We start from the raw sequence: 26701 nt of genomic DNA on the forward strand, positions 1-26701 counted from the left end.
ACACCTGTCAAAAACAGAATTTTTCGTAACATGGCGGTGATTGCCACGCCGATCAACCCAACCCCACCTGGTCCAAGGCCGCCTCCGGCACCGCCATGGTTGCGGCCCGCGCGGTCCAGACCAGCAGGCAGCGCACGGGGCGGCCAGGGTGGATCTGACGCAGCACAGCGCGATAGGCGGCGAGCTGGGCGAGATATTTTTCCGGGATTCCGGCCGCGTCCGAGGGGGGATTTCTGTCGGTCTTGTAGTCGGCGATGAGGATCTCCTCCGGACCGATGAAAACCCGGTCCGCGATGCCCGCCACTTCCCGCCCGGCAACGACGCCCGCCAGCTCCATTTCCGCCACCGAACCAGGGCCGAACAGCGGCGCCAGCGCCGGCTCATGCAGAATTTTCAGGACGGAGGCGCAAATTTCCGCCGCCTCCGGGGCCAGAGCCGGCTGCGCGGCAAGATAGGCCAACGCCGCCGCCTCCCGCGCCGGCACCGCCACGCCGGGCAGATGCTGCAGCAACGCATGCACCGCCACACCGCGCGCCATGGCGGCGGCGCGGCGCGAGGCCGGGCTTTGCGGCCCGGCCAGCGGGCTGATGGCGAGGGCGGCGCGGGAGGTTTCATCCGCCACCCGGCTGGGGACGATTCGCTGCGGGCCCGGTGCCTCCTTCGGCGCGGGGGCGGCCTTCCAGTCCGGCGCGCGCCCCGCCCAGGCGGGGAGATCGGCCCGCGGCTTGCTGCGGGCCTGGGAGGCGCCGTCCGGTGCGGCGCTCTGCGGGCAATCATACAGCAGCACGCCGTCCTCGTCGCGCGCGCCCAGCCGGGCGAAGCCCTGCTTTACCGCCTCGTACCAGCACTCAGCCGGCAATGCGCGCCGCCCGGCGGCGCCGCAGATCAGCAACTCATCCTCGGCCCGGGTCAGCGCCACATAGAGCAGGCGGTTATATTCATCGAGCTGGGCGCGGCGCAGCGCCTCCTGCTCATGGGCCAGCACCGCCGGGCGCAGCGCCGCGCGCGGGCAGAGCACCGGTAGCCGGTATGATGCCTGCGGCACGTCCAGCCAGAACAGGCTGCCCTCGGCCTGCGGCAGGCCGGTGGTGTCGGGCATGATCACGATCGGCGCCTGCAAGCCCTTGGCGCCATGCACGGTCATGATCCGCACCTCGTCGCTCCCGGCCTCGGATTCGCGCTTGATCGCGGTTTCGCTGGCCCGCAGCTTCTGCACGAAAAGCTGCAGACTGCCCGGCTCGGCGATGGAGAATTGCAGCGCCTCGGCCAGGAACTCGTCCAGCGGCTCCGCCGCCTCGGCGCCAAAGCGCGCCAGCAGCCTGGCCCGCCCGCCCAGCGCCCCCAGCGCCTCCGAGAGCAGGGCGAAAGGCGTGTCATAATCCGCGCGGGCGCGCAGCGCCTCGAAATAGGCTTTCGGGGCCTGCCAGTCCGGGCGCTCATCGGCCCGGGCATAGAGCGCGCCCAGGAGCGAGCCGGGGCGGCCCAGCGCCAGCTCCATCAGGCTGTCATCGGTCAGCCCACCCAAGGGCGAGACCAGGAATTGCGCGAAGGCGAGATCATCCTCGGGCAGCAGCAGCGCGTCGCACAGCGCCAGCATGTCCGCCACCGCCGGCTGCCGCGGCAGCACCATACGGTCCAGCCCCGCCACCTCGATGCCGCGTGCCTTCAGCTCGGAGGTCACGGCGCCGACAATCGCCCCGCGCGAGCGCACCAGAATGAGAAAATCCCCAGGCCGCGCCAGCCGGTCTTTCGCCGGCAGCGGCTGCGTCAGCCGCATTTCGATATAGGCCGCCAATCGCCCCGCCAACGCCGCGACGGCGGATTCAGCGTTCTGATACTCATCCAGCACCTGCCAGTCCGGCGCCGCCTGCGCCTCTTCGGCGACACTCAGCGGCCAGAGCGCCACCTCGCCGGCCTGGCCCCGCCTGGCCACGCCATGGCGCAGGCGCTCACCCGGCGCCACCACACCCTGGCGGGCAAAGCCCTCGGCAAACACGGCATCGGTGAGTTCCAGCACCGGCGCGGTGGAGCGGAAGGAGACGGAGAGCGCGCCATCCAGCCAGCCCTGCCCCGCCTGCTGCGCCGCACGCCGGAATTTATCCCGGTTGGCATCGAAGCTTTTCAGATCCGCGCCCTGGAAGGAGAAGATCGATTGTTTCGGATCCCCCACCGCGAAAATGCTGCGCCCAGCCGCGCGCGCCCCTTCACCCGCGAAAAACTCGGCGGCGATGGCGTTGGCGATGTCCCATTGCGCCGGGGCGGTGTCCTGCACCTCGTCCAGCAGCAGATGCTCGATGCCGCCATCCAGCTTGTACAACACCCAGGCCGCTCCCGGATCGATCAGAAGTTCCGAGGTCTGCGCGATGAGATCGCCATAAGAGAGCTCGGAGGCCAGACGCTTCTCCGCCCGCTCCGCCAGCCCCACCGGGGCGAGAATATCCAGCAGCGCGGCGTTGATGCGCAGCAGCCGGATCAGCTTCAGCCGATCCTGCAACGTCAGCACACGCTCGGCCTCTTTCTGGAATTCGGCCTTGATCCGGTCTTCCTCGGCAGCGAGGTTCTTGCCGCAAAACCCTTTCAGCGTGCGCGGCTCACCGGCTGTGGTGAGGCAGATGCCAGCCCACACCTCAGGCGTCGCGATGCGTTCAGGCTGCGACAGCGCCAGCCAATCCAGCCCCGGCCAGGCCCATTTCTGGCCGCTGGCATTGCCGCGTGAGGCCACAGCGTTGAGTGCCTCGCGCAATACACCTTCACGCGGCGGGTTCACCAGATCCGCCAGCAGCGCCGCCTCATCCTCATCCCGCGCGCCCAAGGCCGCCCGCAGCAGCGCCGCCCGCGCCGGGGCCGGCTCATCCAGAAACGCTTTTTCCGCCTTTTGCACGAATTTGCCGCTGAGATCGGCAAAGCGCAGCTCGTCGATCTCCGCCGCCAGCACCTCCACCGCCGCGCGCGCCGTGGGGCTGGCCAGCACCTGCTCGCGCGCCGCGCGCAGCCGCAGGGCCGCCGCCTCGTCATCGGCAACGGTGAAATGCGGCGAGAGCCGTGCCTCCAGCGGGAAGCGCCGCAGCAGCGACTGGCAGAAGGCATGGATCGTCTCGATCCGCATCCCCCCTGGCAGATCCAGCACCTCCGCGAACAGCCGCCGGGCGCGGGCGAGCGTGGCCGCATCCGCCACCACATCCAGCGCCTGCAATGCGGCGCGCAGCCTCTCCTGCGGCAGCGCCACCCATTCGCCCAGCCGCCGGTTGAGGCGAATGCGCATCTCCGCCGCCGCCGCCTTGGTGTAGGTGAGGCAGAGAATGCGCTCCGGCGGCGTGCCCGCCAGCATCAGCCGCAACAGCCGGTCGGTCAGCAGCTTGGTCTTGCCGCTGCCGGCGGAGGCGGCAACGAAGGCTGAAATCGCCGGGTTGGAGGCGCGTTGCTGCTCCTGGTTGGCCTGCTCAATCGCCCCCATTCTCATCCTCCCCGCCCCATTCGGCGCGGCGCGACAGGCCGGCATAATCATCGAACCGGTTTTCCCGCTCCGGATGCGGCGCGGCGAGAAAGGCCGTTGCCGGGTCTGCGAACTTCGCCAGCAGCGCGGGCAGCTCGCCGGCCCGCTCGACCACTTCGCGCAGCGCCTCGGGCGTTTTCAGCACCACGTTCTGCGCCCCGGCCGCCGCCCGGCCGGAGAGCGCCACGTAGAGCAACTCCACCGCCTCCCCCTCAAATTCCGGACCAAACGCGCCGCGCCGCGCCATCGCCGCCTCCAACGGCAGCTGCGGGGCAATGCCGGCTTTCACCTGCTTCTCGGACGGGACATTGCCGGTCTTGTAGTCGATGATCCTGATCCCGCCTTGCGCGTCGCGCTCGATGCGGTCGGCCCGGCCCTTCAGCGTGAAACCGCCCGGCATCCGCCATTCGCCCGGCTGCTCCAGCGCCTGGGCGGCGGGCGGGCCATGTTCGGCCAGACGGGCACGCTCCTCCACCACCAGCCATTCGGCGATGCGCCCGAGCCGCGCCCCCCACCATTGCGCCAGCGCGGCGCGCGGGCGTTGCTCGCGCATCGCCACCTCCAGCGCATTGCGCAGCCGGGCTGGGGCATCGGGCGCGGTAATGTCGCCGGTTTTGAAAAATGCCGCCAGCCCGGCATGCACCACATCGCCGAACTGGCTGGCGTCGCTCTCCTCATCCAGCGCCTCCAGCGGCGCCAGCTTCAGGATCTTGCGCGCATAGATCGCGTAAGGATCGACCATCAGCGTCGCGATGTCGGAGATGGAATAGGTTTTCGGCCGCGCATGGGCTGGCGGGCGGGGCTGCGGCTTTGCCCGGCGGCTGCGCTCGACCGGCAGATCGAGCTGCCCGACCCACAGCCCCGCCTCATGCGCGGGCAGGCTTTGCCCCTGCCCGGCCAGCATCGCGGCCAGCCGCGTCAGCCAGCGCGCGGGTACCGCCGGGGCGCGCTCGCGCCGGTTCGGCGTGGCCAGCACCACCTGCCGGCAGGCGCAGGCGAGCGAGAAAAACCCATGCGCCGCCTGGCCGATCTTACGTTCCGGGCTGGGTAGCCCGGCGGCGCGGCGCATCGGGCGCGAGAGCCAGGGGCCGGGCTCTTCCGGCGATGGCCACACACCCTCCACCAGCCCGCCCAGCACCGCCACATCCACGCTCTGCAACGCCGCCTCCTGAATGCCCCAGATGGCGATGCGCGGATGCCCGTCCTTGGCGCGCGGCTTGCGCACGCTCTGCCCGGCGATCAGCGCATCCAGCAGCTCCGGCAGATCCGCCGGGTCCATCTCCGGCATCTCCGCCAGCGCCACCAGACTTTCGGAGAGCACAGAAGAGAGCGCATTGCCGGCCTCGCCCAGCCAAAGCCGCGCCGGGCCGGGCTCATCCGGCGTCGCCGCCAGCGCCTCCCCGGCCTCGATCAAGGCGGTCAGCGCCGCCACCGGCGAGACCGCGACCGGCAGCGCCAGCGGCGCCAGCATCGCTTCCAGCCGGGTGAGGAAATCCTGCTCCGCCTGGTGCTCGTCCTTCAGCCGGAAGCGCAACCCCTCCAGCCCCGGCGGCGGGCGCGGGCCGCGCAGAGCATGGCGCTCCAGCTTGCGGGCCATGCCGCGGAAATCCAGCGGCGCCAACCCGCCGGTGGCGAGCGGATGTTTCAGCAAAGCCAGCAGCGGCAGCGGCGCGTAGCCCTCGCGCGCGGCGCGGGCGAGCAGGCGCAGATACACAGCCGGCGGGGTGGCGGAGAGCGGCTCGCCGGCACTGTCATCCGCGGTGATGCCAAAGCGCTTCAGCGCCGCCCCCACCCGCGCCGCCAGCGCCCGGTCCGGCGTGATCAGCGCGGCACTCTGCCCCGGTATCTGCAGGGCCTCGCGCAGGATCATCGCGATCGCCACCGCATTCTGCGCCTCATCCCCAGTCTCCAGCCGGGAGAGCCCGGCCAGATCCAGCGCCGCCGGTTCCTGCCAGGCGGAGAGCGCGGCGGCGGGCAGCAAGGCGCGGGAGAGCAGCGCCCCGCGCCCGCTTGGCATTGCGCCCGGCAGCGCCTCCACCTCTTCCACCCGCGCCCCGATATCGGCCAGCAGCCGGGCGATGCCGCCCTGGGCGTGCGAGTCCTCCACCCCCTCCCAGGCTTCGGGAGCCAGATGCGGATCGAACCCCGGCAAAATCAGCCGCCCTTGCGGCAGCTTCGCCACCATCTCCGCCATGCGGGCGATAGCCGGCGTGCCTTCCGCCGCGACCATCCAGACCGGCCCGGCGGGCGGGTTTTCGCCCCAGGCCTTCGCTTGCGCCTCGATCAACAGCGCCAGACGCTTCGCCGGGTTCATCACCCCTTCAGCCTCCAGAATGGCCGGCCAGGCATGGGTGACGATGGTGAGGAATTCCAGCGTTTTCTGCCAATGTTCCGCGAATTCCGCCGGCGCCAGCCCTGGCAGGGCGGCGGCGAGATCCACCCCGGCATGGTCGGCCTCATCCAGCAGCGTCGCAAATTCCGCCGCCAGGCTCCAGGCGGCGGGGAGCTTCTGCGGCGCGCCGCTCTCTTGCGGCTTTTGCAGGATCAGCCGTGCCAGCAGCGCCTGCCGCCGCGCGGGGGCGATGGCGGGGGGCAGCGAAAACCCGGCCGAGAGCAGCAGCCCGGCCTCGTCGATATTGCCCAGCGCCACGATGCGCGGCAGCAGCAGCGCCTTGCCCGCATTGGCCTCCAGAAACGCCGCCCCCAGCGCCTGCGCCGCACGCCGGCTGGGCAGAATGATCAGCCCCTCATGCGCCCCGCCCTCCGCCAGCCAGAGCCGGGCCAGAGACGGCAGAAACGCGGCCTCCGGCGCGAAGGCCCCGATCCGCAAACTCACGTGGAATTACCCACTTCCCGCGCCGCCAGCAGCTCCTCGGCGCGGAGTATATCTTCCGGCGTGGTCAAATGCAGCCAGACCCCGTCATGCACGATGGCATTCAGCCGCCCCGCCGCCAGCGCCTCGTCCCAGAGCCGGTTCATCGAGAAACGCTCCACCTTGTCACTATGCAGCAGCGCGGTGGTGGCGATCTGGATGCCGGAATAGAGATAAGGGGCCACCTCGCGCTCCTCGCGCCGGCGCAACCCCGCCTCGCGGTCCCAGACGAAATCGCCAAAGCGCGTCTCGGCGATGGTGCCGGCGGAGCGCGCCAGCAGCAGCATCGCATCCTCGCGCCTGGGGTCGAAGGCGGCGGCCAGGCGCGGCAGCGCCGCAGAGGGGCCGTCCACCCAATAGGAATCGCCATTGAGGATATAAAACGGCGCATCCGGCAGCAGCGCCTCGGCGGCCATCGCCGCCAGGGCGCCGCCGGTCTCCAGCAGGCTCTCCTCGCGGCGCACCGTCACCCCCTCATAGCGATCGAAAAACGCCTCGATCTGCTCGGCCAGATGAAACGCATTCACGATCACCTTGCGCACCCCGGCATCGCGCAGCCGGGACATGGTATGGGCCAGGATCGGCTGCCCGGCGAGGTTCAGCAGCGGCTTCGGGGTGGAATCGCTGAGCGGGCGCATCCGCTCGCCCAGCCCCGCGCATAAAATCACGGCCGTATCAGGTCGCATCGAAACCTCTCACATCCCCTGCAATCTCAACCATCCGTCCGTCGCCATCCAGCGAAAACCGCAGGCGCCAGGCGCCGGGCGGGGTCATCTCACCCAGCCGCTCGGGCCATTCCACCAGAGCGATGCCCTCCAGCGCCTCGTCCCAGCCCAGCTCCTCCAGCCCCGCCGGACCATTCAGCCGCCAGAGATCATAATGCCAGATCTGGGTGCCATCCGGGGCGTCGTATGTTTGCACCAGCGTGAAGGTTGGGCTGGGCACGGTCAGCCGCGCATCCCCCAGCCGGGCGCGGATGAAGGCGCGCGCGAAGCTGGATTTGCCCGCCCCCAGCGGGCCTTCCAGCAGCAGCACGTCCCCGGCGCGCGCGATCGCGGCCAGTTTTTCCCCCAGGCTCTGCGTCTCCGACTCGTCCTTCAGCTTCAGGCGCATGAGATTGTTTTGCCGGGACCGGCTTGATTGGAAAAGGGGGCCGAGGCAAAGCAGAGCGCATGGAACGGATTTCTGCCGATGTGGCGATCATAGGCGCTGGCCCGGCCGGCATGTTCGCGGTGTTCGAATGCGGGATGCTGAAAATGTCCTGCGTGCTGATCGATGCGCTGGACGAGCTGGGCGGGCAATGCGTCGCCCTCTATCCGGAAAAGCCGATCTACGACATTCCCGCCCATCCCGGCATCGAGGGCGGCGCGCTGATCGCCAAGCTGGAAGAACAGATCGCGCCGTTCGACTGCGCAAAGCTGCTGGGCCGGCAGGTGACCGGCCTCGCCGGCACCGCGGGCGATTTCACCCTGACCACCAGCGCCGGCGACGAGGTGAGGGCCAAAGCCGTGATCCTGGCGGCCGGCGCCGGCGCCTTTGGCCCCAACCGCCCGCCTCTGGACGGGCTGGAGGCGTTCGAGGCCAGCGGGGCGGTGCGCTATTATGTAAAGAAGCGTGAGGATCTGCGCGGCAAGCGCGTGGTCATCGCCGGTGGCGGGGATTCGGCGGTGGATTGGGCGCTGGCGCTGCAAGGCATCGCCGCCAGCATCGCCGTGGTGCATCGCCGCCCGAAATTCCGCGCCGCCCCGGAAAGCACCGCCCAGCTCGACGCGCTGGCCGCTGCCGGCCAGGTGGAGATGGTGATCCCCTACCAGCTCCACGCCCTGCACGGCGCGGGCGGCGCGCTGGCAGCAGTGGAAGTCGCCGATCTGGACGGGGCGACAAAGCATCTGCCCGCCGATGTGCTGCTGCCCTTCTTCGGGCTGGCGATGGAGCTGGGGCCGATCAACGACTGGGGCCTGGGTCTGGAAAAGAGCCATGTCGCGGTGACGCCCTATAACATGCAGACCTCCCTGCCCGGCGTGTTCGCGGTGGGCGATATCTGCACCTATCCCGGCAAGCTGAAGCTGATCCTGCAAGGCTTCGCCGAAGGGGCGATGGCGGCGCACGCGATCTATGGCATCGTCAACCCGGATACGGCTTTGCATTTCGAATATTCCACCAGCAAAGGCGTGCCGGGTTGATCGCAGCCGGGCGCAGCCTGCTGCAGGCGCGCCCGCTCCTGGTTTGCTGTCTATTGGCCCTGGCCCTGCGCTTGCCTCTGGCGATCTGGGGCCAGAATTTCATCTCACCCGATGAAATCGCGCAATATCTCGGCGAGGCGCATCGGCTGGTCTACGGCCAGGGGCCGGTGCCCTGGGAATATCAGGTCGGCCTGCGCTCCTGGCTGCTGCCGGGGCTGCTCGCCGGGCCGATGGAGCTGGCCAAGCTGGCCCAGCTTTCCCCCTATGCCGGCATCGTGCTGGTGCGCATCCTGCTCTGTTTCGCCTCGCTCAGCCTGGTCTGGGCCGGTTTCGTCTGGGGGCGGATGGCGCATGGCCCGCGCGGCGGGCTGATCGCCGGGGGGCTGGCCGCACTCTGGCCGGATCTCTGGCTGATGGCCCCGCACCCGCTGGAGGAGGCGCTGGCCGCCTATTGCCTGGTTCCCGCCGCCTGCCTCGCCAATCTGAAGCACAGCACGCTTCATGTGCTGATTGGCGGGTTTCTGCTGGGGTTGGGCTTTGCCCTGCGGGAGCCGCTGGCCCCGGCGATCGCCATTATCGGCATCGCGCTATGCGGCCGCAGCTTGCGCGGCTGGGCGCTGGGGCTGGGGGCGGCGGCGTTTCCCGTGCTCCTGGTCGGCGGGTTGGACTGGCTGAGCTGGGGCCAGCCTTTCCGCTCTTTCTGGCTTAATATCGCGCTCAACCTCGCCCTGGGGCGCGGTGCCAGCGGCTTATTCAGCCCATCGCCACCGCTGCTCTACTTTGCCGGGCTGGCGCTGGACTGGCTGTGGACGCTGCCGCTGCTGCTCTGGCTGGCCTGGCGCGGGGCGCGGCTCGCCCCCGCCGCGGGCCTGGCGGCGCTGGCGCTGATCCTGGAACATAGCCTGATCTCCCATAAGGAATTCCGCTACATCTTCCCGGCCATCGCCTTGCTGGTGCCGCTGGCCGGCATCGGCCTGGCCGGGCTGCGACGCGCGCGGTCGGTGTTTCTGGTCACGCTCCTGCTGGTCTCCGGGCCGCTCTGTAGCCCGTTCCTCAGCCTGTCTCTCACCCTCTCCCGCCACGCCTTCGCGCTCTATCATGCGCTCGCCGCACGCCATCCCCGACTGGTCGCGGTGGAATATGCCGATACGCGTTTCATGCCGCTGGCGCCCTTATTCGGAGCGACCGCCTTCACCACCCTCCAAGGCGCAGCGCAGGCCGATGCCATCGTCGCCGCCGCAAGCTCACCCAACATTCCCCCCGGCTTCACCCGCTTGCTTTGCGTCACCCGCGACCCTGGCGCGGCCGGGCCAGCCAATCCGCGTATCTGCGCCTGGACCCGCACCGAGAGCGCGCTGCCCGTCTCTGGCAATGTACCGCCCTTGCAGCTCGCTTTCCCCGCCGCCGCCCAGCCCTTCCGGATCCGGCCGCCATGAGATCACGCCTCGCCGCGCATCCGCTCGGCTGCGTCATGATCCTGGCCCTGGCGCTGCGCCTGCCCCTCGCCATATGGGGCCAGGATATCGTCGCCCCGGATGAGATCATCCAATATTTCGGCCAGGCGCATCGGCTGGTCTATGGGCACGGGCCGGTGCCCTGGGAGTTCCAGGTGGGCATGCGCTCCTGGCTGGTGCCCGGGCTGCTGGCGGGACCGATCTGGCTGGTGAAGGCGCTGGGCGGCGCCCCCGTCACCGGCCTGCTCCTCGCCAAGCTCCTGCTCTGCCTCGCCTCGCTCAGCCTGGTCGGCTGCACCTATGGCTGGGGCCGGATGTTCCATGGCGCGCGCGGCGGCTGGATCGCCGGCGGGCTCGCCGCGCTCTGGCCGGATCTCTGGCTGATGGCACCGCACCCGCTGGAGGAATCGCTGAGCGCCTACGCGCTGGTGCCGGCCTGCTATGTCGCCACACGCGCCCGCCAGAGCGAAGCGCGCGCGCACATCCTCACCGCCGGCGCGCTGCTGGGGCTGAGCTTCGTGCTGCGCGAACAGCTCGCCCCGGCGATCGCGCTGATCGGGCTGATGCTGTGCGGGCGCAGCCCGCGGCGCTGGGGGCTGGCGCTGGGCGCCGCCGCGCTGCCGGTGCTCCTCGCCGGGGGGCTGGACTGGCTCACCTGGGGCCAGCCCTTCCGTTCTTTCTGGCTCAATATCTATCTGAACGCCGTGCTCGGCGTCGCGGCGGGGAGTTTCGGCGGCGAGCCGGTCAGCTTCTATGCGCTGCATCTGCTGGAGGATTGGCTCTGGGCCATCATCCCCATCGCCTGGCTGGCCTGGCGCGGGGCGCGCCGTCTGCCGATGCTGGCTCTGGCGGCAATGCTGATCCTGGTCGAGCATAATCTGCTCGGCCATAAGGAATTGCGCTTCATCTTCCCGGCCATCGCGCTGATCGTGCCGCTGGTGGGCGTCGGGCTGGCGGAGCGGCCGCTTTCCCGGCGGCTGGTGCTGGCCCTGCTCTCCGGCCTGCTGCTCTCGCCCGTCACCGCCTACGCGCTGCTGGAAGACAGCAGCGCCACCAGCCTCTATGGCCGCCTCGCGGCGCGGCATCCCTGCCTGGTTGCCATCGGCATCGTCAACAGCCATTTCGTGCCGATGACGCCGCTCTTCGCCAGCACCGATTTCACCGGGATGCAGGATGCGGCCCGCGCCGATGCGATCGTCGCCCCCGAAGCCACCGCCATCCCGCCCGGCTTCACCCGCGATCGCTGCGTCCTGCGCGACCGCTTCTTCCCCGGCAAACATCCGCTCATGATCTGCGCCTGGACCCGCGAGCATGGCTGGTGCGGCCAGACCGGCCCGGCAGCGCCGCCGCCGGGCTTCGTCTATCCGCCCGCCGCGCGTGCCTTTATCATCACGGGGCGTTAACCAGGACCGCCCATAGCCCATATCCGAAATGCCATCGGCACGTATATGCCGCGCCGCAACACAAGGCTATAAGGCCGCCATCCAGAAAATAGGAGCCAAGACATGACCGCGACAGGTTCGACCACCCCGAAGACCAAAGTCACAGCTTTGCCGGGGGACGGCATCGGCCCCGAGGTCATGGACGCCACCATCCGCATCCTGGAGGCCGCCAACGCCCCGATCGAATGGGAGTTCGCCGAGGCCGGCGCCAAGGCGTTCGAGCGCGGCGTGGTCACCGGCGTGCCGCGTGAAACCTTGGACTCCATCGGCGCCAACAAGCTGGCGCTGAAATCCCCGCTGGAAACCCCCATCGGCTATGGCGGCAAATCCGCCAACGTGACGATGCGCAAATATTTCGAGCTCTACGCCAATATCCGCCCGGTGCGCGAGCTTCCCGGCATCCAGACCCCCTTCTCCGGCCGCGGCATCGACATGGTGATCGTGCGTGAGAACGTCGAGGACGTTTACGCCGGCATCGAGCATATGCAGACCAGCACCGTCGCGCAGTGCCTGAAGCTGATGACCGCCGCCGGCTGTGAGCGCATCATCCGCGCCGCCTACGGCGTGGCGCTGTCCGAGGAGCGCAAGGAAGTCACCGTCGCCCACAAGGCCAACATCATGAAGCTCACCGAGGGCATGATGAAGCGCATGGGCGAGAAGGTGGCGCGCGAATTTCCCGGCATCAAGGCGAGCCAGGTGATCATCGATAACTGCGCCCATCAGCTGGTCATCCGCCCGGAGAATTACGACGTCATCGTCACTTCCAACATGAATGGGGACATCATCTCGGACCTCGCGGCCGGTCTGGTCGGCGGTCTGGGCATCGCCCCCTCCTCCAACCTGGGCGACCAGGTGGCGATGTTCGAGGCCGTGCACGGCTCCGCCCCGGACATTGCCGGCAAGGACATGGCGAACCCGACCGCCCTGCTCTGCGCCTCCATCATGCTGCTGCGCCATATCGGCGCCTTCGATGTCGCTGAGACCGTCGAGCAGGCTTTGTTCGTCACCCTGGCCGAGGGCCGCAACCTCACCGGGGACCTCGCCCCGCGCGGTCATGGCGTGGGCACCAAGGCCTATACGGATCAGGTCATCGCCAATCTCGGCCGCAGCTCCGCGATGAAGTCCCGCACCTACAAGAAGCTGGAACTCACCGCCTGGCCGAAGCTGACCGCGCATATGGAGCCCTCCACCCGCGAGCTGGTCGGCATCGACGTGTTCCTGGAAACCGACCAGGACGCCGAGACGCTGGGCAAGACGCTGGAGCAGATTTCCGAATACAGCCCCTTCACCCTCACCGGCATTTCCAACCGTGGCGTCACCGTCTATCCGCCGACGGGCGGGCAGACCTTCCTGGTCGACCATTTCGCCGCCCGCTTCATGCTGAAGCACCCGATCTCGCTGGCCGGCAACACCGCCGAAGGCCAGCCGGAAATCTCCTATCTGGTGCAGCGCATCGGCGCGAAATTCTCCTGGATGCATATCGAGAAGCTGCAGCGTTTTGACGGCAAGGACGCGTTTGAGCGGCCGCAGGGCGAAGGCTGATCCCACCCAACGCAAAAAGGCCCCGCAAGGGGCCTTTTTTAGAGCAATATGCGTTTAGATTGACGCGGCAGCGTCAAGATAAAGCATATGAATTTGCTCGCCAAACATGAGTAGAGCGAGCGGGTGTAAACCCATCTCGCTCTCGGCGCGAACCGGACGGGTTTCAGATCAGCTGCGTCGTCAGCAGATCTTCCATATCGCTGGTATGGGCTTCCTCATCCGCCATGATCTCATCGAGCATCGCCTGGGTCTTCGGATCATGCCCGGCGAAATGCCCGGACAGCTCCCGGTACAGCTCGATCACGCATTGCTCGGCGGCCAGATTCTCCGCGAACAGGCGCGGCAGGCAGCCCTTGGCGGCTTCCGGCGCCATATGGCGCGTCGCCAGCCCGGCGGCGTAGTAATCCGGCTTGCCGCCCAGTTCGGTGATCCTCGCCGCCAGCCGCGTCATATGGTCGCGCTCATCCGCAGCCTGGGCCGCGCATTCGGTGGCCACCCACTCATTCTCCAGCCCGTCGGCGGAAATCGCGATCAGGCTGTAGCGCAGCACGCAGGCGATCTCGGCCGACATCGCCGCCTGCAACAACCCCACCGGCTCCGCCCCGCTGGCCATCATCGCCTGCGCGGTGGCGCGCAAACGCTGAACGTCGGCAAGAAAATGGTTATCTCCGGTCGCCTGCTCGTACATGCGCTACCCTTTTCGCACGATAATTGAGAATAATTCTCAGTCCACGCTTTATACGTAAACCCTGCCCTCCGCCCGATCAAGCAGGATCGATGCCATGGCGCGCCGAATTCATGTCCGGCCTGTCATCACGACATGATTTTTTACCACGCGCCGCCGGCTCGGCCCTGTTTAACTTCCGGCCGGCTGCGCTAGAAGAGACGCATGAACGACCTCACCCCCAACAGCCTGCGCGCCTGGCCCGACGCGCGCGGCCGCTTCGGCGAATTTGGCGGCCGCTATGTCGCCGAAACCTTGATGCCGCTGATCCTGGAGCTGGAAACCGCCTACCGCGCGGCAAAGGCCGACCCGGAATTCCAGAAAGAGCTGGATTATTACCTGACGCATTATGTGGGGCGGCCGAGCCCGCTCTGGCAGGCGCAGCGTCTGAGCGCGCATCTGGGCGGGGCGAAAATCTATTTCAAGCGCGAAGAGCTGAACCATACCGGCGCGCACAAGATCAATAATTGCGTCGGCCAGATTCTGCTGGCCAAGCGCATGGGCAAGACCCGCATCATCGCCGAGACCGGGGCCGGCCAGCACGGTGTCGCCACCGCCACGGTCTGCGCCCTCTTCGGCCTGCCCTGCACGGTTTACATGGGCGCCACCGATGTCGAGCGCCAGCAGCCCAACGTGTTCCGCATGAAGCTGCTGGGGGCCGAGGTGGTGCCGGTGAAATCCGGTGCGGGCACGCTGAAGGACGCGATGAACGATGCGCTGCGCGACTGGGTCGCGAATGTGCATGACACTTTCTACATCATCGGCACCGCCGCCGGCCCGCACCCCTACCCGGAGCTGGTGCGCGACTTCCAGACCATCATCGGCACCGAGGCCCGCGAGCAGCTGATGCAGGCCGAAGGCCGCCTGCCGGATGTCGCCATCGCCTCGGTCGGCGGCGGCTCGAATGCCATCGGGCTGTTCCATACCTTCCTGGACGAACCCAATGTGCGCCTCATCGGCGTCGAGGCCGCCGGCAAGGGCATGCATACGAGCGAGCACGCCGCCAGCCTCAACAAAGGCCGCCCCGGCGTGCTGCACGGCAACCGCACCTATCTGCTGCAGGATGATGACGGGCAGATTTTGGAAGCCCACTCCATCTCCGCCGGGCTGGATTATCCCGGCATCGGCCCCGAGCATAGCTGGCTGCACGACATCAAGCGCGTCGAATATGTCGGCATCACCGATAGCGAGGCGCTGGAAGCCTTCCAGCTCTGCGCCCGCACCGAGGGCATCATCCCCGCCCTCGAATGCGCCCACGCCTTGGCCCATATCTCCAAAATCGCGCCGGAGATGGGCAAGGAGCAGATCATCCTGCTCAACCTTTCCGGCCGTGGGGATAAGGATATCTTCACCGTCGCCAAACATCTGGGAACAAGCCTATGAGCCGCATCGCCGGTGTATTCGCTGGCCTGCGCAAGCAAGGCCGCGGCGCCCTGATCCCCTTCGTCGAGGCGTTCGACCCTGACCGCGCGACCACCCTGGCGCTGCTCCAGGGCATGGCCGCCAATGGCGCGGACATCATCGAGATCGGCATGCCCTTCACCGACCCGATGGCCGATGGCCCGACCATCCAGGCCGCCGGGCTGCGCGGGCTGAAGGCCGGGGCGACGCTGAGGGGCGTACTGGACCTGGTGCGCGAGTTCCGCGCCAGCGATACCCGCACCCCGCTGGTGCTGATGGGCTATCTCAACCCCATCCTCTCTTACGGCGTGCCGCAATTCTGCGTCGATGCCGCGAAGGCCGGGGTGGACGGGCTGATCATCGTCGATCTGCCGCCCGAGGAAGCCGACCTGATCCTGGACGATGCCAAGGCGAATGCGCTGGACATCATCCGGCTGATCGCCCCCACCACCTCCGATACACGGCTGAAGCAGGTGCTCGAAGGCTCGTCGGGCTTTGTCTATTACGTCTCCATCACCGGCATCACCGGCACCCGCACCGCCTCGGCAGCGGATCTGGCGCGCGACATCCCCCGCCTGCGCGCCGCCACCGACCTGCCGATCGCGGTCGGGTTTGGCGTCCGCACGCCCGAGCAGGCCGCCACCGTGGTGGCGCATGCGGATGCCGCGATCGTCGCCTCGGCGCTGATCGATACGCTGTGCAAGGAGAATAAGGACGCCGTGCTGCGCGATGTGCGGGCCCTGGCCGACGGCGTGCGGGGTGTGCGCAAACAGGCGGCGTAAAGCGAGAGGGGTTTACACCCGCTCGCCCTCTTTATGTTCTGACGCGCCAGCGCCAAGATAAACACATGAAATTGCGCGCTAAAACAAAGCTTAGAGCCTCAGGTTAAAAGCCTGAGGCTTTAAACACCCATCGCTCTCTGTCAGGCTTTTGTCACCCGGACAGGGGCTGAAGCGTCCCTCATGCGCCTATTGCGCCGGCCCAGGATAAGGCGGCGGGGGCGGGTTGGGCGGCGGCGCGTTCAAATCATAGGGCTGACCATTCGGGCCCCCGCCCGCGCCATACATCACGCAGCCAGACAGCCCGGCCAGCAACAGCAGCGGCAACAGCATTTTGCGCATGAGTCCTCACCCGGAGCAGCGCCCCGTTATTGATTGGTCAAACCGAAGAAAGAATTCCCATGGGCGCCGCCTTGCGGCCCGCCGCCATGATCCCCACCCGGGCCGCCACCACCAGGCCCCCCGCCATGCCCGGGGCCGCCGCCGGGACCGCCGCCATGATCGCCACCAGGGCCGCCGCCGGGACCGCCGCCATGATCGCCCCCCGGACCGCCACCCGGGCCTCCGGGCCGGCCGCCAGGGCCGCCATGCCCATCGCCATCCTGGCCGCCGCCATGCCAGCCGCCCGGCGGGGGGCGCCGGTCCGGTCCGCCATGCCAGCCGCCATCATGGTCGCGATCGCCGCCATGCCAGCCGCCATCATGATCGCCGCCGCCGACGAAGACGCCGCCGCCGGACACATAGCCGGGCTGGCCGTAATAATAACCACCCGGTTGGGAATAGCCGCCGGACGAATAATAACCGCCATCCGGACGGTCATACCCATAACCACCAGAGCCATAGACGCAGCCTGTAAGGGATGCCAGCGACCCGGCCACCAGAAGGGGAACAAGAATGCGTTTCATGATGATGATATAGTGCGCCGGATCATGACTTCATGATGGCGAGATTAAGAGCGTTTACCCCAGGCGAAAAAATCCGGGTTTTCCCAGCCCGGCTTGCCGTAGCGCAGCGCCGTCCCTTCGCGCGTCAGCACCGCCCCGCCGGCCGCCTCCAGCACCGCCTGCGGCGCCGCCGTGTCCCATTCCATCGTCCGCCCCAGCCGCGGGTAGAAATCCGCCACCCCTTCGGCCAGACGCAGGAATTTCAGCGCCGAGCCGATATTCACCAGCTCCGCCACCCGGTAATCCGCCAGGCAGGCTTTCAGCTCCGGCGCGTCCTGGTAGTGGCGGGAGGCGAACACGCTCAGCCCCTCCTCTGGCGGGCGCCGGACCTGAATGCGCGCCTCCGCCCCGCCTTGCCGCCGCCACGCCCCCTGCCCGACCAGCCCGAAATGCAGCTCGTTCAAGGCCGGCGAGGCCACCGCCCCCAGCACCGGCGCGCCGCCGACGATCAGCCCGATACAGACCGCGAACTCATCCCGCCCGGCGGCGAATTCGCGGGTGCCGTCCAGCGGGTCCACCAGCCAGTACATCATCCCCGGCACGGTGATCCGCCCGGCCGCCACCTCCTCTTCCGCCACCACCGGAATCGCCGGCACCGCGTCCCGCAAGCCCGCGGTGATCAGCGCCTCCGCCTGGCGGTCGGCGATCGTCACCGGGGTCTCGTCGCCCTTGGTCTCCACCTCGAAGCCGGCGGCGCGGATGGCGCGGATGGTGGCAGCGGCCGCGTCGGCCAGGCGCACGGCGAGCGAAAGAAGGTCTTGCATGCGCAGAGTCTTACCCCCCTCCCCCCGGCTGGCCAAGATGCGCGGCGGTGATATGGTTGCGGCAGTTTGAAGACAGAAGGTGGTCGCATGGTCGAGATCTTGTTCGCGAAATCCGCATTGCCGAAAGACGGGGTGCTGGTGTTCCCCCTGGCCGAGGACGCGCCGCTGCGCGAGGACGCCGCCAGCCTGAATGAGCGCCATGACGGCGCGCTGGCCAAGGCGATCGAGGCCGCCAGCTTCAAGGGCAAGGCCGGGCAGAGCCTCAATCTCTACCATATCGGCGGCTATAAGCGCGTGCTGCTGCTGGGCACCGGCAAGGCCGATGCGCCGCGCCGCGCCGAGCTGCTGGGGGCAGCACTTGCCACCAGCCTGAGCCAGGAGAGCGAGGCCAGCCTCGTTGCCGCCGGCTTCAGCGCCGACGAGGCCGCGCAGATCGCGCTGGGGGCCAGCCTGCGCGCCTACCGGTTCGACAAATACCGCACCACCGAAAAGGAGGAGGCCAAGCCGAAGCTGAAAAAGCTGAAACTGCTCTGCGCCGCGCCGAAGGAGGCCGAGGCCGCCTGGAGCAGCGCCAAGGCGGTGGCGAGCGGCGTGGATTTCGCCCGCGACCTGGTCTCCGAGCCGGCCAACATTCTCTGCCCGGCGGAATTCGCCGAGCGGCTGGAGGGCTTGAAGAAGCTTGGCCTCAAGATCGAGGTTTACGGCCAGAAGGAGCTGGAGAAGCTCGGCTTCGGCACCATGCTCGCGGTCTCCCAGGGCTCGGTGCGCGAGCCGCGCATGGTGGTGATGCAATGGCTCGGCGCCTCCGGCGGCGATGAGAAGAAGGCAAAGAAGCCGAAAGAGCCTTTGGTTTTCGTCGGCAAGGGCGTCACCTTCGACACTGGCGGCATCTCGCTGAAGCCCGCCGCCGGCATGGAGGACATGAAATGGGACATGGCCGGGGCCGGCGCCGTCTCCGGGCTGATGGCCGCTCTGGCCGGGCGCAAGGCGAAATTGGATGCGATCGGCCTGGTCGGGCTGGTCGAGAACATGCCGTCGGGCGCCGCCACCCGCCCGGGTGACGTGGTGAAGAGCTATGCCGGCAAAACCGTCGAGATTCTCAACACCGATGCCGAGGGAAGGCTGGTGCTGGCGGATGTGCTCTATTACGCGCAGGAGCGTTTCGCGCCGAAATTCATGGTCAATCTCGCTACCCTCACCGGCGCCATCATCGTCGGGCTTGGCCATGAATATGCCGGGCTGTTCTCCAACAGCGACGAGCTGGTGGAGAAACTCGTCGCCTCCGGCGAAATCGTCGGCGAAAAGCTCTGGCGCATGCCGCTGGCCAAGGAAGGCGAGGCCTACGATAAGGAGTTGGACTCCGCCATTGCCGATGTGAAGAATATCGGCGGCGGGCGCGCCGGCGGCTCGATCACCGCGGCGCAATTCCTGCAGCGCTTCGTCAACAACACGCCCTGGGCGCATCTGGACATTGCCGGCATGGCCTGGGCCACCAAGGATGCCGGCGTCACCCCGAAAGGGGCAACCGCTTTCGGCGTGCGCCTGCTCGACCATTTCGCCCGGGGCTTCGAGGCATGAGCGAACTGCTCATCGAAACCATCCTGGGCGACAAGAAAGATCCCGCTTTTGCCGAGAAACTTCACGATCTCGGCCATCATGGCGGGCATGTGGAAACGCTGGTGGTGACACAGGAAGACCTGCCCCGCCGGCGCTTCCATGCCCAGACCGACCACGGCACGCCCTGCTTTATCGCGCTGCCCCGCGATGTCAGCCTCACTGACGGCGCGGTATTGTACCTGAGCGACCACAAGGCCGTGGTGCTGAAGGTCGGCGCGCAGGATTGGCTGCGGCTGCAACCGCAAAATGGCGGCGGGCTGGAGCTGGGCTACATGGCCGGCAATCTGCACTGGCGGGTGCGTTTCGATGAGGGCTGCCTGCTCGTCGCCATCGACCATCCCCGCGAAACCTACCTGGCCCGGCTGCATGAGCTGGAACATGCCGGCAAGGTGAAGGTGCTGGAGTGAGCGACGCGCTGAACCTCCTGCGCGGGCTGCAATTCGCCGACGGGCAATTCCCCTCCGGCGGCTTCGCCTTCTCCTGGGGGGTGGAAAGCCTGGCGGCGGACGGTCTGCTCACCCGGGCGGACTGGCCTTCCTTCCTGGCGGGGCAGATGCAGCATCGCTGGGCCACGCAGGACCGCCCGCTGACCGCCCATGCCTACCTGAACGCGAATAATCCAGACGCGCTCAAGGAACTTGACGAGCTCACCGAGGCCCTCAGCCTCGCTGCCGCCGCCCGCGAGGGCTCGCGCCGCGCTGGCGCCGCGCTGCTCTCCACCCATGTCCGCCTCGGCACGCCGGGCGCGTCGGCCTACCGGGACCGGGTGAATGCCAGCGAGGTGCCGGGGCATCTGCCGGTGGTGATGGGCATCGTGCTGGCGGGTGCCGGGTTGGATCTGCCCACCGCGCTGGCCGTCTCGGCCCATTCCAGCGCGCAGGCGCTGGGCTCGGCGGCGGTTAGGCTCGGGCTGATTGGGGCACTGGATGCGCAACTTGCCTTGCAGGGCTTGCAGCCACGTCTGGCGGAATGGGTAGCGTTGTCTTTGCCGAAGCTGGATGAAATCGGTGGGTTCACGCCGTTGGCAGATATTGCGATGATGCGCCACCCGACCCAACCGCAGCAGCTATTTTCGAATTAGGCAGAAGCCGCTTTTTTGAAAAAAAGTGGCACCAAAAAACTTTTGATCCTGGAGTGCGGGCATGAATCTGTCGCCGACTGAGCTGGAACGGCTTACCATTTTTACCGCCGCCGAACATGCGCGGCGGCTGAAAGCCCGTGGCGTCAAGCTTTCGCACCCGGAAGCTGTCGCCCTCATCGCCGATGAGATGCTGCTGGCGGCGCGCTGCGGGCTTGCTTACCAGGCCATCGTCGATATGGCGGCAAACCTCCTTACCCCGGATGACGTCGAACCCGGCGTGCCGACCCTCACCGAATTCATCGCCGTCGAAGCCAATTTCCCTGAAGGCACCAAGCTCGTCATCGTCTTCCGCCCGATCGCCGATGGCCAGGAAAACCAGGGGGTCGAGATCCCCGGCGAGCTCATCCCCGAAGACGGCGAGATCGAGCTCAATGCCGGCCGCGCGCGCCTCGAGATCGAGGTGCTGAACACCGGCGACCGCGACATCCAGGTCCGCTCCCACGCGCATTTTTTCGAAACCAACCCAGCGCTGCAATTCGACCGCAACGCCGCCTTCGGCTTCCGGCTGGATGTGCCCTCCGGCTCTGGCATTCGCTTCGAGCCCGGCATTTCCAAAAAAATCACCCTCGTCGCCATGGCCGGCGCGCGCCTCATCCACGGCCAGGCCGGGCTGACCAATGGCCGGCTGGACGATCCGGAGATCGCGCAAGCCGCCCGCGCAGCCGCCCGCGCGCGCGGTTACAAGGGAGCCTGAGCCATGGTGAAAATGACCCGCGCCGACTACGCCGCCACTTTCGGCCCCACCAAGGGCGACATGGTCCGCCTCGGCGATACCGGCCTGCTCGCGCAAATCGAGCAGGATTACACCACCTACGGCGATGAGCTGACCACCGGCGCCGGCAAAGCCATGCGCGACGGCGAAGGCTTCCAGACCACCGGCACCCGCGCTTCCGGCGCGCTGGATGCGGTGGTGCAGAACGCCACCATCCTCGATCCGGTGCTCGGCATCATCAAAGCCGATATCGGCATCCGCGATGGCCGGATCGTCGGCATCGGCAAGGCCGGCAATCCGGACATCATGGCAGGCGTGGACCCGAACCTGCGCACCGGCCCCAACACCGCCGTGCATCACGCCGAAGCCTACATCGTCACCCCCGGCGCCATCGAGAGCCACGCGCATTTCCTCTGCCCGCAGCAATCGGACCACGCTCTGGCCGGCGGCACCACCACCATCATCGGCATGTCGCCCGGCCCGTATTTCGATGTTTCCTGCTCCGGCCCCGCCATTCTCGGCCAGCTCATCCAGGCGGCGGAATTCTCGCCGCTGAATTTCGGCTTCCTCGGGCGCGGCTGTTCAGACCCGGGGGCGGTCGAGGAATCCGTCTCCGGCGGCGCGCTGGGGGTGAAAATCCATGAGGATTTCGGGGCCTCCGGCGCGGTCATCGATGGCTGCCTGATCGCCGCCAACCGGCATGATTTTTCCGTCTGCCTACACACAGACACGATCAACGAATATGGCTTCTGCGAGGATACCATCCGCGCCATCAATGGCCGCTCCATCCATATGTTCCACACCGAAGGGGCGGGCGGCGGCCATGCGCCGGATCTGCTGCGTGTCAACGGTCTGGCCAACGTGCTGCCCGGCTCCACCAACCCCACCAACCCCTTCACCGCCTACGCGCTGAATGAAGGGCTGCCGATGACCATCCTCGCCCATGCGATGAACTGGCGCCTGCCCGAGGACCTCGCCTTCGCCGAATCACGCGTGCGCCCGCAAACCATGGCGGCGGAGGATCTGCTGCACGATATGGGCGCCATCTCGATCTTCTCGACCGACAGCCAGGGCATGGGCCGCCTCGCCGAAAACCAGGCCAAATGCTGGCAACTTGCCAGCGTGATGAAGCGCCGCCAGGGCCGCCTGTCGGAAGAAAAGACCGCCCGCGCCGATAATGAGCGCATCAAGCGCTACCTCGCCAAGCTCACCATCAACCCCGCCATCGCCGCGGGCATCGATGCCTACGTAGGCTCCATCCAGCCCGGCCGCATGGCGGATTTGGTGTTCTGGCCGCGCGCCAGCTTCGGCATCAAACCGCGCGTGGTGATGAAGAGCGGCTTCATCGTCTGGGCCACATGCGGCGATGCCAATGGCAGCATGATGGATAGCGAGCCCAACATCCAACGCCCGATGTGGGGCAGCCTGGGGCTCTCCCCGCAAAAACTCGGCGCCACCTTCGTCTCCAAGCTCGCCATCGAGGCCGGTCGCGCGGAAAAGCTCGGCGTGCAAAAACCATTCCTGCCCATCGCCAACACCAACGGGCTGGGCAAAAAGGATATGCTGCATAACGACGCCTTGCCGAACATCGAGGTGGACAGCGAAACCTTCGAAGTCCGCGCGGATGGACGCCTGCTCGCCGGCCCGCCCGCCGCGCAGGTGCCGCTCAACCGCGCCTATATGTTGCGATGAGGTGAGGCCGCAACTCTCTCTGCGCTTCGCCCCCGGCGCGGATGGCCGCACCCGCCTGACCCAGCGCCTCGCTGGCTACCCGTACGCGATCACCGCGCCCCATGCCCGCACCGGCAGGCTGGCGCGGCTGACGCTGCAATCCATCTCCGGCGGCCTCCATGGCGGCGAAACGCTGGCGCAGCACATCACCCTCGCCCCCGGCGCCCACGCGCATCTGCTGCAACCCGCCGCCACCGCCGTGCGCCGCCAGGGCGATGCCGCCCCCGCCCACCAGACTATCCGGCTGGAGATCGGCGCCGGTGCCAGCCTGATCTATGAAACCCGGCCGCTGATCATGCTCCCCGGCGCGGCGCTGATCCAGGCATGGGACATCACCCTCGGCCAAGGCGCGAAATTGCTGCTGGCGGATGGCTTCCTCAGCCACAATCCGCAAGGCGGCGCGGCGGACTGGCAGCTCACCACCAGCCTGCGCGCCCGCACCGCAGACGGCCGGCTGCTCGCCGCCGAGCATATGGCCCCGCGCGCCAGCCCCCTTACCTGCGCCAAGCTCTGGGGCTTCGGGATCGACCTCTCTGGCCTGAAGCTGCCGCCAGGTGCCGGCTGCAGCGCGCTGGCGCATCATGCCGGCCATGTCATCGCGCTGGCCGGCAGCCCGGCCGGGCCGCTCTGCGCCGCGCTGGCGGCGCTGGTCGGGCAAGCGAGGGAAGCAATGGGGCCTTATTGAACCCCCCCCCTCCGCCCGCAAAAACTTTCATTCATTTTCCAGCTTGGAGTTAGAACGGCGCGGCTACATACAGCCTATGCGCCTCGCCTTGCTCCTTATTTGTCTCGCCGCCCCTGCCTCTGCATTGCCGGTCTGCAAGCCGGACCAGCTCTCGCTCGGTTTCGACGCCGAAAACGGCAATTTCGACGGCATGTCCCATTCCGGCACCTTGCTGGTGCTCCGCAATCTCGGCCCCGCCCCCTGCCAGCTGCCGGCCTTCCCGACCCTGGCGATGGAGACCGCGAAGGGCGAGCCCCTGCCCATCCAGCCCACCCGCCAGGGCAGCGCCGCGCCCGTTCGCCTGGCCGCCGGGGCAGAGGCGACAGCCGGGCTGTACTGGGTCTCCTCGCCGGTCTATGCGCATAATCGCTGTCTGAAGCCCGCGCAGCTGCGTCTCTCCTGGCCGGGCGGCAATTTGCACCAAATTTTCACCGGCACGCTCTGCGGCCCCGACAACGCGCCCGCCCGCCTCACCCAGCCGCCTCTGGCGCTGGACCCGCCACCGCCCGGCTAAACCATGGGCCGCAAGGCGATCCGCTTGCCCTCCCCGGCGATGCTGGCAATCCGTCCGCCTTCGGCGCCGGAGAGCATCACCATGTCGCCCTCCGCCATCAGATCCGCCGCATCGGCAAAAAATCCAGGCTTACCCGCCTCCGCCAGATTGTCGTTCCCGGCCTTGTAGTGCCAGAGCGTGAAGCCGTTCGCATAAGCCAGCACAGAAAGATTGCGCAGCGTGAATGACATTGGATTTTCCTTTCGCCTTACCTGAGGTTGAGTTACGAAAGGTTTATATTCCTATGAACAGAACATAACAAGAACAAAATGGCTTTTCGGGCCAATTTTTTGGTGAAAATTCCGAAAAAATTCCTATTTTCCCTTTCCGCTTGTTACGAACTCGCGTAAATCTCTGATCTTAAAAGATTGACCAGGCTCCCATGCGGCATGATGACATCTGGCGGGCGATCGACACTTTGGCGGCGGAGCGCGGGCTCTCCCCCTCCGCCCTGGCGCGCCAGGCCGGGCTGGACGCGACCAGCTTCAACCCCTCCAAGCGCCGCACCCCGGACGGCAAGCTGCGCTGGCCCTCCACCGAGAGTATTGCCAAGATCCTGGAAGCCACCGGCGCCAAGCTGGAAGATTTCTCCGCCCTGGTGAACGGCGCGCGCGCCATCCCGGAGGCCCGCGCCAAAGGCCGCTCGCGCCTGCCCTTGATCGGCATGGCGCAGGCGGGCGCGGAAGGGTTTTTCGATGATGGCGGCTATCCCGCCGGGGCCGGCTGGGATGAGGTGGAGCTCCCCACCGTGGCCGATGTGCACGCCTACGCGCTCAGCATCAACGGCGATTCGATGCTGCCGGTCTACCGGCCGGGCGATACCATCATCGTCTCCCCGGCCGCCCCCGTGCGCCAGGGCGACCGCGTGGTGGTCCGCACCCAGGATGAGGCGGTGATGGCGAAGCTGCTGCTGCGCCGTACCGCGGGGCGGATCGAGCTGGGCTCGCTGAACCCGGATTATCCGGATCTGCGCTTTCCCGCCCGCGCGGTTCTATGGATGCACAGGATCATCTGGGCCAGCCAATAGGCTTAGAGGCTGTTTGAAAAGCCACTCTGGCGGCCGCCAAGCGGCGATTTGCTGCGCGCCGGTGCTCACGTACCTCAAGTACGCTGCGCTCCGGTGCTCGCAAATCACCACTTGACGACTCACCATAGCGACTTTTGAAACAGCCTCTTAACGCCAGCGATGCCCGCCGCCCCAGCCCCACCAGCCGCCGACGACAACCGGCGCAGGCTCCACGGCCACCGGCGGCGCGGCATAATAGCCGGAACTGTAATACCCGTCGGATGGATAATAGACGCAGCCGGCAAGCGCCGCCCCCGCCAGCACCACCACCGCCATACGCCGCACCAGGGCCCCAAACGGCCTCGCATTGAACTCTGCCATTGTTAAATCCTCGCCATATATTCAGACGCGTTTTCAACTTGACCGAACCCTGTGACGGATTTGCGTCGCGATTGCGGCGGCCTTCACATAGTTGTGTAAGACAATGCAACGCGGCGCTGAATTTCGTGACATGTCCCTCTTGTTTTTATTCTGCACTGGATTATGCACGCGGCTGTAACCATAACCCCTCAGGGATTTACAAACATGGCTTCTCTGTCTTCCAAGTTCTCCCGCACCCTGGCGTTCGCCTCCGCCCTGACCCTGGCCGTCTCCGGCACTGCCTTCGCGCAGACCGCCCCGGCGACCTCCGCCCCGGCCGCGTCCGCCCCGGCTGCGACCATGTCCGCCCCGGCCGCTTCCGCCCACAAGGCGAAGAAGTCCACCCACAAGAAAGTGGCCGCCAAGAAGAAGATGAAGACCAAGAAGGCCTCTTCCACCGCCACCAAGTCCTGATCGACTTGCCCGCCTAGGCGGGGCCTGCGAGGATGCGGCATGGATGATCCATTGCCGCATCTTTCAAAAGCCGATCCCCGCCTCGGCGATCTCATTGCGCGGCTCGGCAAGCTGCCACGGGTCAAGCCCGAACATAAAGAGCTCTATCACGCGCTCTTCTCCGCCATCGCGCATCAGCAGCTCCACGCCAAGGCGGCACAATCCATTCTCGGTCGGCTCCGTTCCGCCTGCGGCGAAACCCTCCCCGATTCCCAAACGCTGCTCGCCCTTCCCGACTCCACGCTGCGCGCCTGCGGTTTTTCCGCCTCCAAGGTCGCCGCCCTGCGCGATGTCGCCGCCAAGGCCGCTGACGGCACCATCCCCTCCCGCAGCGTCGCGAAAACCCTCACCGACGAAGAGCTGATCGCGCGCCTCATCACCATCCGCGGCGTCGGCCGCTGGACGGTGGAGATGATTCTGATTTTCACCCTGGAGCGGCCTGACGTTTTTCCCGTCGATGATTTCGGCGTGCGCGAAGGCTACCGCATCCTGCACGGGCTGGACGCCCAGCCAAAGCCGAAAGCCTTCGCCGAAATCGGCAAGGCCTTCGCGCCGCACCGCACGCTGGCGGCACGCTATCTCTGGCGGGCGGCGGATGAACTGAAGAAGCCTGGGACGATCGTCAGCAAGGCGTAAAAAAGGAAGGGGAGCTGTTTGGAAACAGCTCCCCCTTCGACCCCCGCAAAACCTTTTTAGATGCGCGGCCCGATTCAGGCGTCGCGGCGTTGCGCCGCTCCGCCATCGGG

Annotated in this window: 27 protein-coding genes; 17 read left to right on the plus strand and 10 right to left on the minus strand. The window is 67.4% G+C overall.

Features of this window, described 5'->3' with window-relative positions; all coding sequences use genetic code 11:
* Positions 1 to 52 precede the first annotated feature (52 nt).
* From addA to tsaE, 4 genes are read right to left on the minus strand one after another with little or no spacing between them, the layout of a single operon-like run.
* Positions 53 to 3454 carry a double-strand break repair helicase AddA gene (gene addA / locus ACZ46S_RS04515; RefSeq protein ID WP_464063534.1) on the minus strand — a complete coding sequence of 1134 codons (3402 nt, stop codon included), beginning with the start codon at positions 3452 to 3454 and terminating at the stop codon, positions 53 to 55.
* Positions 3441 to 6329, minus strand: coding sequence for a double-strand break repair protein AddB (gene addB / locus ACZ46S_RS04520; RefSeq protein WP_464063535.1), 2889 nt, complete (start codon positions 6327 to 6329; stop codon positions 3441 to 3443). The genes addA and addB overlap by 14 nt, the downstream gene beginning before the upstream one ends.
* A complete protein-coding gene (locus tag ACZ46S_RS04525) occupies positions 6326 to 7051 on the minus strand; it encodes a nucleotidyltransferase family protein (RefSeq protein ID WP_464063536.1) in 726 nt (241 codons plus the stop codon). The genes addB and ACZ46S_RS04525 overlap by 4 nt, the downstream gene beginning before the upstream one ends.
* Entirely contained in the window at positions 7041 to 7478 is a 438-nt protein-coding gene (tsaE, locus tag ACZ46S_RS04530; protein ID WP_464063537.1) for a tRNA (adenosine(37)-N6)-threonylcarbamoyltransferase complex ATPase subunit type 1 TsaE, read from the minus strand. The genes ACZ46S_RS04525 and tsaE overlap by 11 nt, the downstream gene beginning before the upstream one ends.
* Before the next feature lie 59 nt (positions 7479 to 7537).
* On the opposite strand from tsaE, the gene ACZ46S_RS04535 reads away from it, so the two are divergent.
* The 4 genes from ACZ46S_RS04535 to ACZ46S_RS04550 all read left to right on the plus strand — a co-directional run bounded on the left by ACZ46S_RS04535 (position 7538) and on the right by ACZ46S_RS04550 (position 12986).
* Positions 7538 to 8548, plus strand: coding sequence for an NAD(P)/FAD-dependent oxidoreductase (locus ACZ46S_RS04535; protein ID WP_464063538.1), 1011 nt, complete (start codon positions 7538 to 7540; stop codon positions 8546 to 8548).
* Positions 8545 to 9984, plus strand: a complete 1440-nt coding sequence (locus ACZ46S_RS04540; RefSeq protein WP_464063539.1) for a glycosyltransferase family protein — start codon at positions 8545 to 8547, stop codon at positions 9982 to 9984. The genes ACZ46S_RS04535 and ACZ46S_RS04540 overlap by 4 nt, the downstream gene beginning before the upstream one ends.
* Positions 9981 to 11405: a glycosyltransferase family protein gene (locus ACZ46S_RS04545; RefSeq protein WP_464063540.1), complete on the plus strand. Its 1425-nt coding sequence runs from the start codon at positions 9981 to 9983 to the stop codon at positions 11403 to 11405. Before ACZ46S_RS04540 ends, ACZ46S_RS04545 begins: the two co-directional genes overlap by 4 nt.
* A 102-nt stretch (positions 11406 to 11507) precedes the next feature.
* Positions 11508 to 12986 (plus strand): NADP-dependent isocitrate dehydrogenase, encoded by a 1479-nt coding sequence (locus tag ACZ46S_RS04550; protein ID WP_464063541.1) that lies wholly within the window; start codon positions 11508 to 11510, stop codon positions 12984 to 12986.
* 163 nt (positions 12987 to 13149) lie between these two features.
* On the opposite strand, the gene ACZ46S_RS04555 is transcribed toward ACZ46S_RS04550, so the two are convergent.
* Positions 13150 to 13674 carry a ferritin-like domain-containing protein gene (locus ACZ46S_RS04555; protein WP_295746260.1) on the minus strand — a complete coding sequence of 175 codons (525 nt, stop codon included), beginning with the start codon at positions 13672 to 13674 and terminating at the stop codon, positions 13150 to 13152.
* Positions 13675 to 13875: 201 nt separating this feature from the next.
* On the opposite strand from ACZ46S_RS04555, the gene trpB reads away from it, so the two are divergent.
* Together trpB and trpA are read left to right on the plus strand one after the other, a co-directional pair.
* A complete protein-coding gene (gene trpB / locus ACZ46S_RS04560; RefSeq protein WP_295746258.1) occupies positions 13876 to 15093 on the plus strand; it encodes a tryptophan synthase subunit beta in 1218 nt (405 codons plus the stop codon).
* Positions 15090 to 15893 (plus strand): tryptophan synthase subunit alpha, encoded by an 804-nt coding sequence (trpA, locus tag ACZ46S_RS04565; RefSeq protein WP_464063542.1) that lies wholly within the window; start codon positions 15090 to 15092, stop codon positions 15891 to 15893. Before trpB ends, trpA begins: the two co-directional genes overlap by 4 nt.
* Positions 15894 to 16079: 186 nt before the next feature.
* On the opposite strand, the gene ACZ46S_RS04570 is transcribed toward trpA, so the two are convergent.
* Together ACZ46S_RS04570 and ACZ46S_RS04575 are read right to left on the minus strand one after the other, a co-directional pair.
* The gene (locus ACZ46S_RS04570; RefSeq protein WP_295738459.1) at positions 16080 to 16232 is read right to left on the minus strand and encodes a lipoprotein; all 153 of its coding nucleotides are present in this window, start codon (positions 16230 to 16232) and stop codon (positions 16080 to 16082) included.
* A gap of 37 nt (positions 16233 to 16269) precedes the next feature.
* A complete protein-coding gene (locus tag ACZ46S_RS04575) occupies positions 16270 to 16578 on the minus strand; it encodes a hypothetical protein (protein ID WP_464063543.1) in 309 nt (102 codons plus the stop codon).
* Here ACZ46S_RS04575 and ACZ46S_RS04580 point away from each other — a divergent pair.
* A complete protein-coding gene (locus ACZ46S_RS04580; protein ID WP_464063544.1) occupies positions 16559 to 16831 on the plus strand; it encodes a hypothetical protein in 273 nt (90 codons plus the stop codon). The genes ACZ46S_RS04575 and ACZ46S_RS04580 overlap by 20 nt on opposite strands.
* 8 nt (positions 16832 to 16839) lie before the next feature.
* Here ACZ46S_RS04580 and cysQ read toward each other — a convergent pair whose 3' ends face one another.
* Entirely contained in the window at positions 16840 to 17598 is a 759-nt protein-coding gene (gene cysQ / locus ACZ46S_RS04585; protein ID WP_464063545.1) for a 3'(2'),5'-bisphosphate nucleotidase CysQ, read from the minus strand.
* Between the two features lie 87 nt (positions 17599 to 17685).
* On the opposite strand from cysQ, the gene ACZ46S_RS04590 reads away from it, so the two are divergent.
* The 7 genes from ACZ46S_RS04590 to ACZ46S_RS04620 all read left to right on the plus strand — a co-directional run bounded on the left by ACZ46S_RS04590 (position 17686) and on the right by ACZ46S_RS04620 (position 24037).
* On the plus strand, positions 17686 to 19176 hold the full coding sequence (locus ACZ46S_RS04590; protein ID WP_464063546.1) for a leucyl aminopeptidase: 1491 nt from the start codon (positions 17686 to 17688) through the stop codon (positions 19174 to 19176).
* Positions 19173 to 19622 (plus strand): urease accessory protein UreE, encoded by a 450-nt coding sequence (locus tag ACZ46S_RS04595; RefSeq protein WP_464063547.1) that lies wholly within the window; start codon positions 19173 to 19175, stop codon positions 19620 to 19622. The genes ACZ46S_RS04590 and ACZ46S_RS04595 overlap by 4 nt, the downstream gene beginning before the upstream one ends.
* Positions 19619 to 20296, plus strand: coding sequence for an urease accessory protein UreF (locus tag ACZ46S_RS04600; protein WP_464063548.1), 678 nt, complete (start codon positions 19619 to 19621; stop codon positions 20294 to 20296). Before ACZ46S_RS04595 ends, ACZ46S_RS04600 begins: the two co-directional genes overlap by 4 nt.
* 61 nt (positions 20297 to 20357) lie before the next feature.
* Positions 20358 to 21050 (plus strand): urease subunit beta, encoded by a 693-nt coding sequence (locus tag ACZ46S_RS04605; protein WP_464063549.1) that lies wholly within the window; start codon positions 20358 to 20360, stop codon positions 21048 to 21050.
* A gap of 3 nt (positions 21051 to 21053) precedes the next feature.
* Positions 21054 to 22760 (plus strand): urease subunit alpha, encoded by a 1707-nt coding sequence (ureC, locus tag ACZ46S_RS04610; protein ID WP_464063550.1) that lies wholly within the window; start codon positions 21054 to 21056, stop codon positions 22758 to 22760.
* A 1-nt stretch (position 22761) separates the two neighbouring features.
* Positions 22762 to 23484 carry an urease accessory protein UreD gene (locus tag ACZ46S_RS04615; protein WP_464063551.1) on the plus strand — a complete coding sequence of 241 codons (723 nt, stop codon included), beginning with the start codon at positions 22762 to 22764 and terminating at the stop codon, positions 23482 to 23484.
* A gap of 76 nt (positions 23485 to 23560) precedes the next feature.
* On the plus strand, positions 23561 to 24037 hold the full coding sequence (locus ACZ46S_RS04620; RefSeq protein WP_464063552.1) for a DUF4232 domain-containing protein: 477 nt from the start codon (positions 23561 to 23563) through the stop codon (positions 24035 to 24037).
* Here ACZ46S_RS04620 and ACZ46S_RS04625 read toward each other — a convergent pair.
* Complete coding sequence (locus ACZ46S_RS04625) at positions 24034 to 24267, minus strand: hypothetical protein (RefSeq protein WP_464063553.1); 234 nt, start codon at positions 24265 to 24267, stop codon at positions 24034 to 24036. The two genes, ACZ46S_RS04620 and ACZ46S_RS04625, sit on opposite strands and share 4 nt — an antisense overlap.
* Before the next feature lie 191 nt (positions 24268 to 24458).
* Between ACZ46S_RS04625 and ACZ46S_RS04630 the strand changes: the two genes are divergently transcribed.
* Complete coding sequence (locus tag ACZ46S_RS04630; protein ID WP_295738429.1) at positions 24459 to 25103, plus strand: helix-turn-helix transcriptional regulator; 645 nt, start codon at positions 24459 to 24461, stop codon at positions 25101 to 25103.
* Between the two features lie 147 nt (positions 25104 to 25250).
* Here ACZ46S_RS04630 and ACZ46S_RS04635 read toward each other — a convergent pair whose 3' ends face one another.
* Positions 25251 to 25463, minus strand: coding sequence for a hypothetical protein (locus ACZ46S_RS04635; protein WP_464063554.1), 213 nt, complete (start codon positions 25461 to 25463; stop codon positions 25251 to 25253).
* A gap of 204 nt (positions 25464 to 25667) precedes the next feature.
* On the opposite strand from ACZ46S_RS04635, the gene ACZ46S_RS04640 reads away from it, so the two are divergent.
* Both ACZ46S_RS04640 and ACZ46S_RS04645 read left to right on the plus strand, forming a co-directional pair.
* The gene (locus ACZ46S_RS04640) at positions 25668 to 25916 is read left to right on the plus strand and encodes a hypothetical protein (protein WP_464063555.1); all 249 of its coding nucleotides are present in this window, start codon (positions 25668 to 25670) and stop codon (positions 25914 to 25916) included.
* Between the two features lie 39 nt (positions 25917 to 25955).
* Positions 25956 to 26591, plus strand: a complete 636-nt coding sequence (locus ACZ46S_RS04645; protein WP_464063556.1) for a DNA-3-methyladenine glycosylase family protein — start codon at positions 25956 to 25958, stop codon at positions 26589 to 26591.
* Positions 26592 to 26701: the final 110 nt, after the last annotated feature.

It is taken from the genome of Acidocella aluminiidurans (assembly GCF_055383125.1).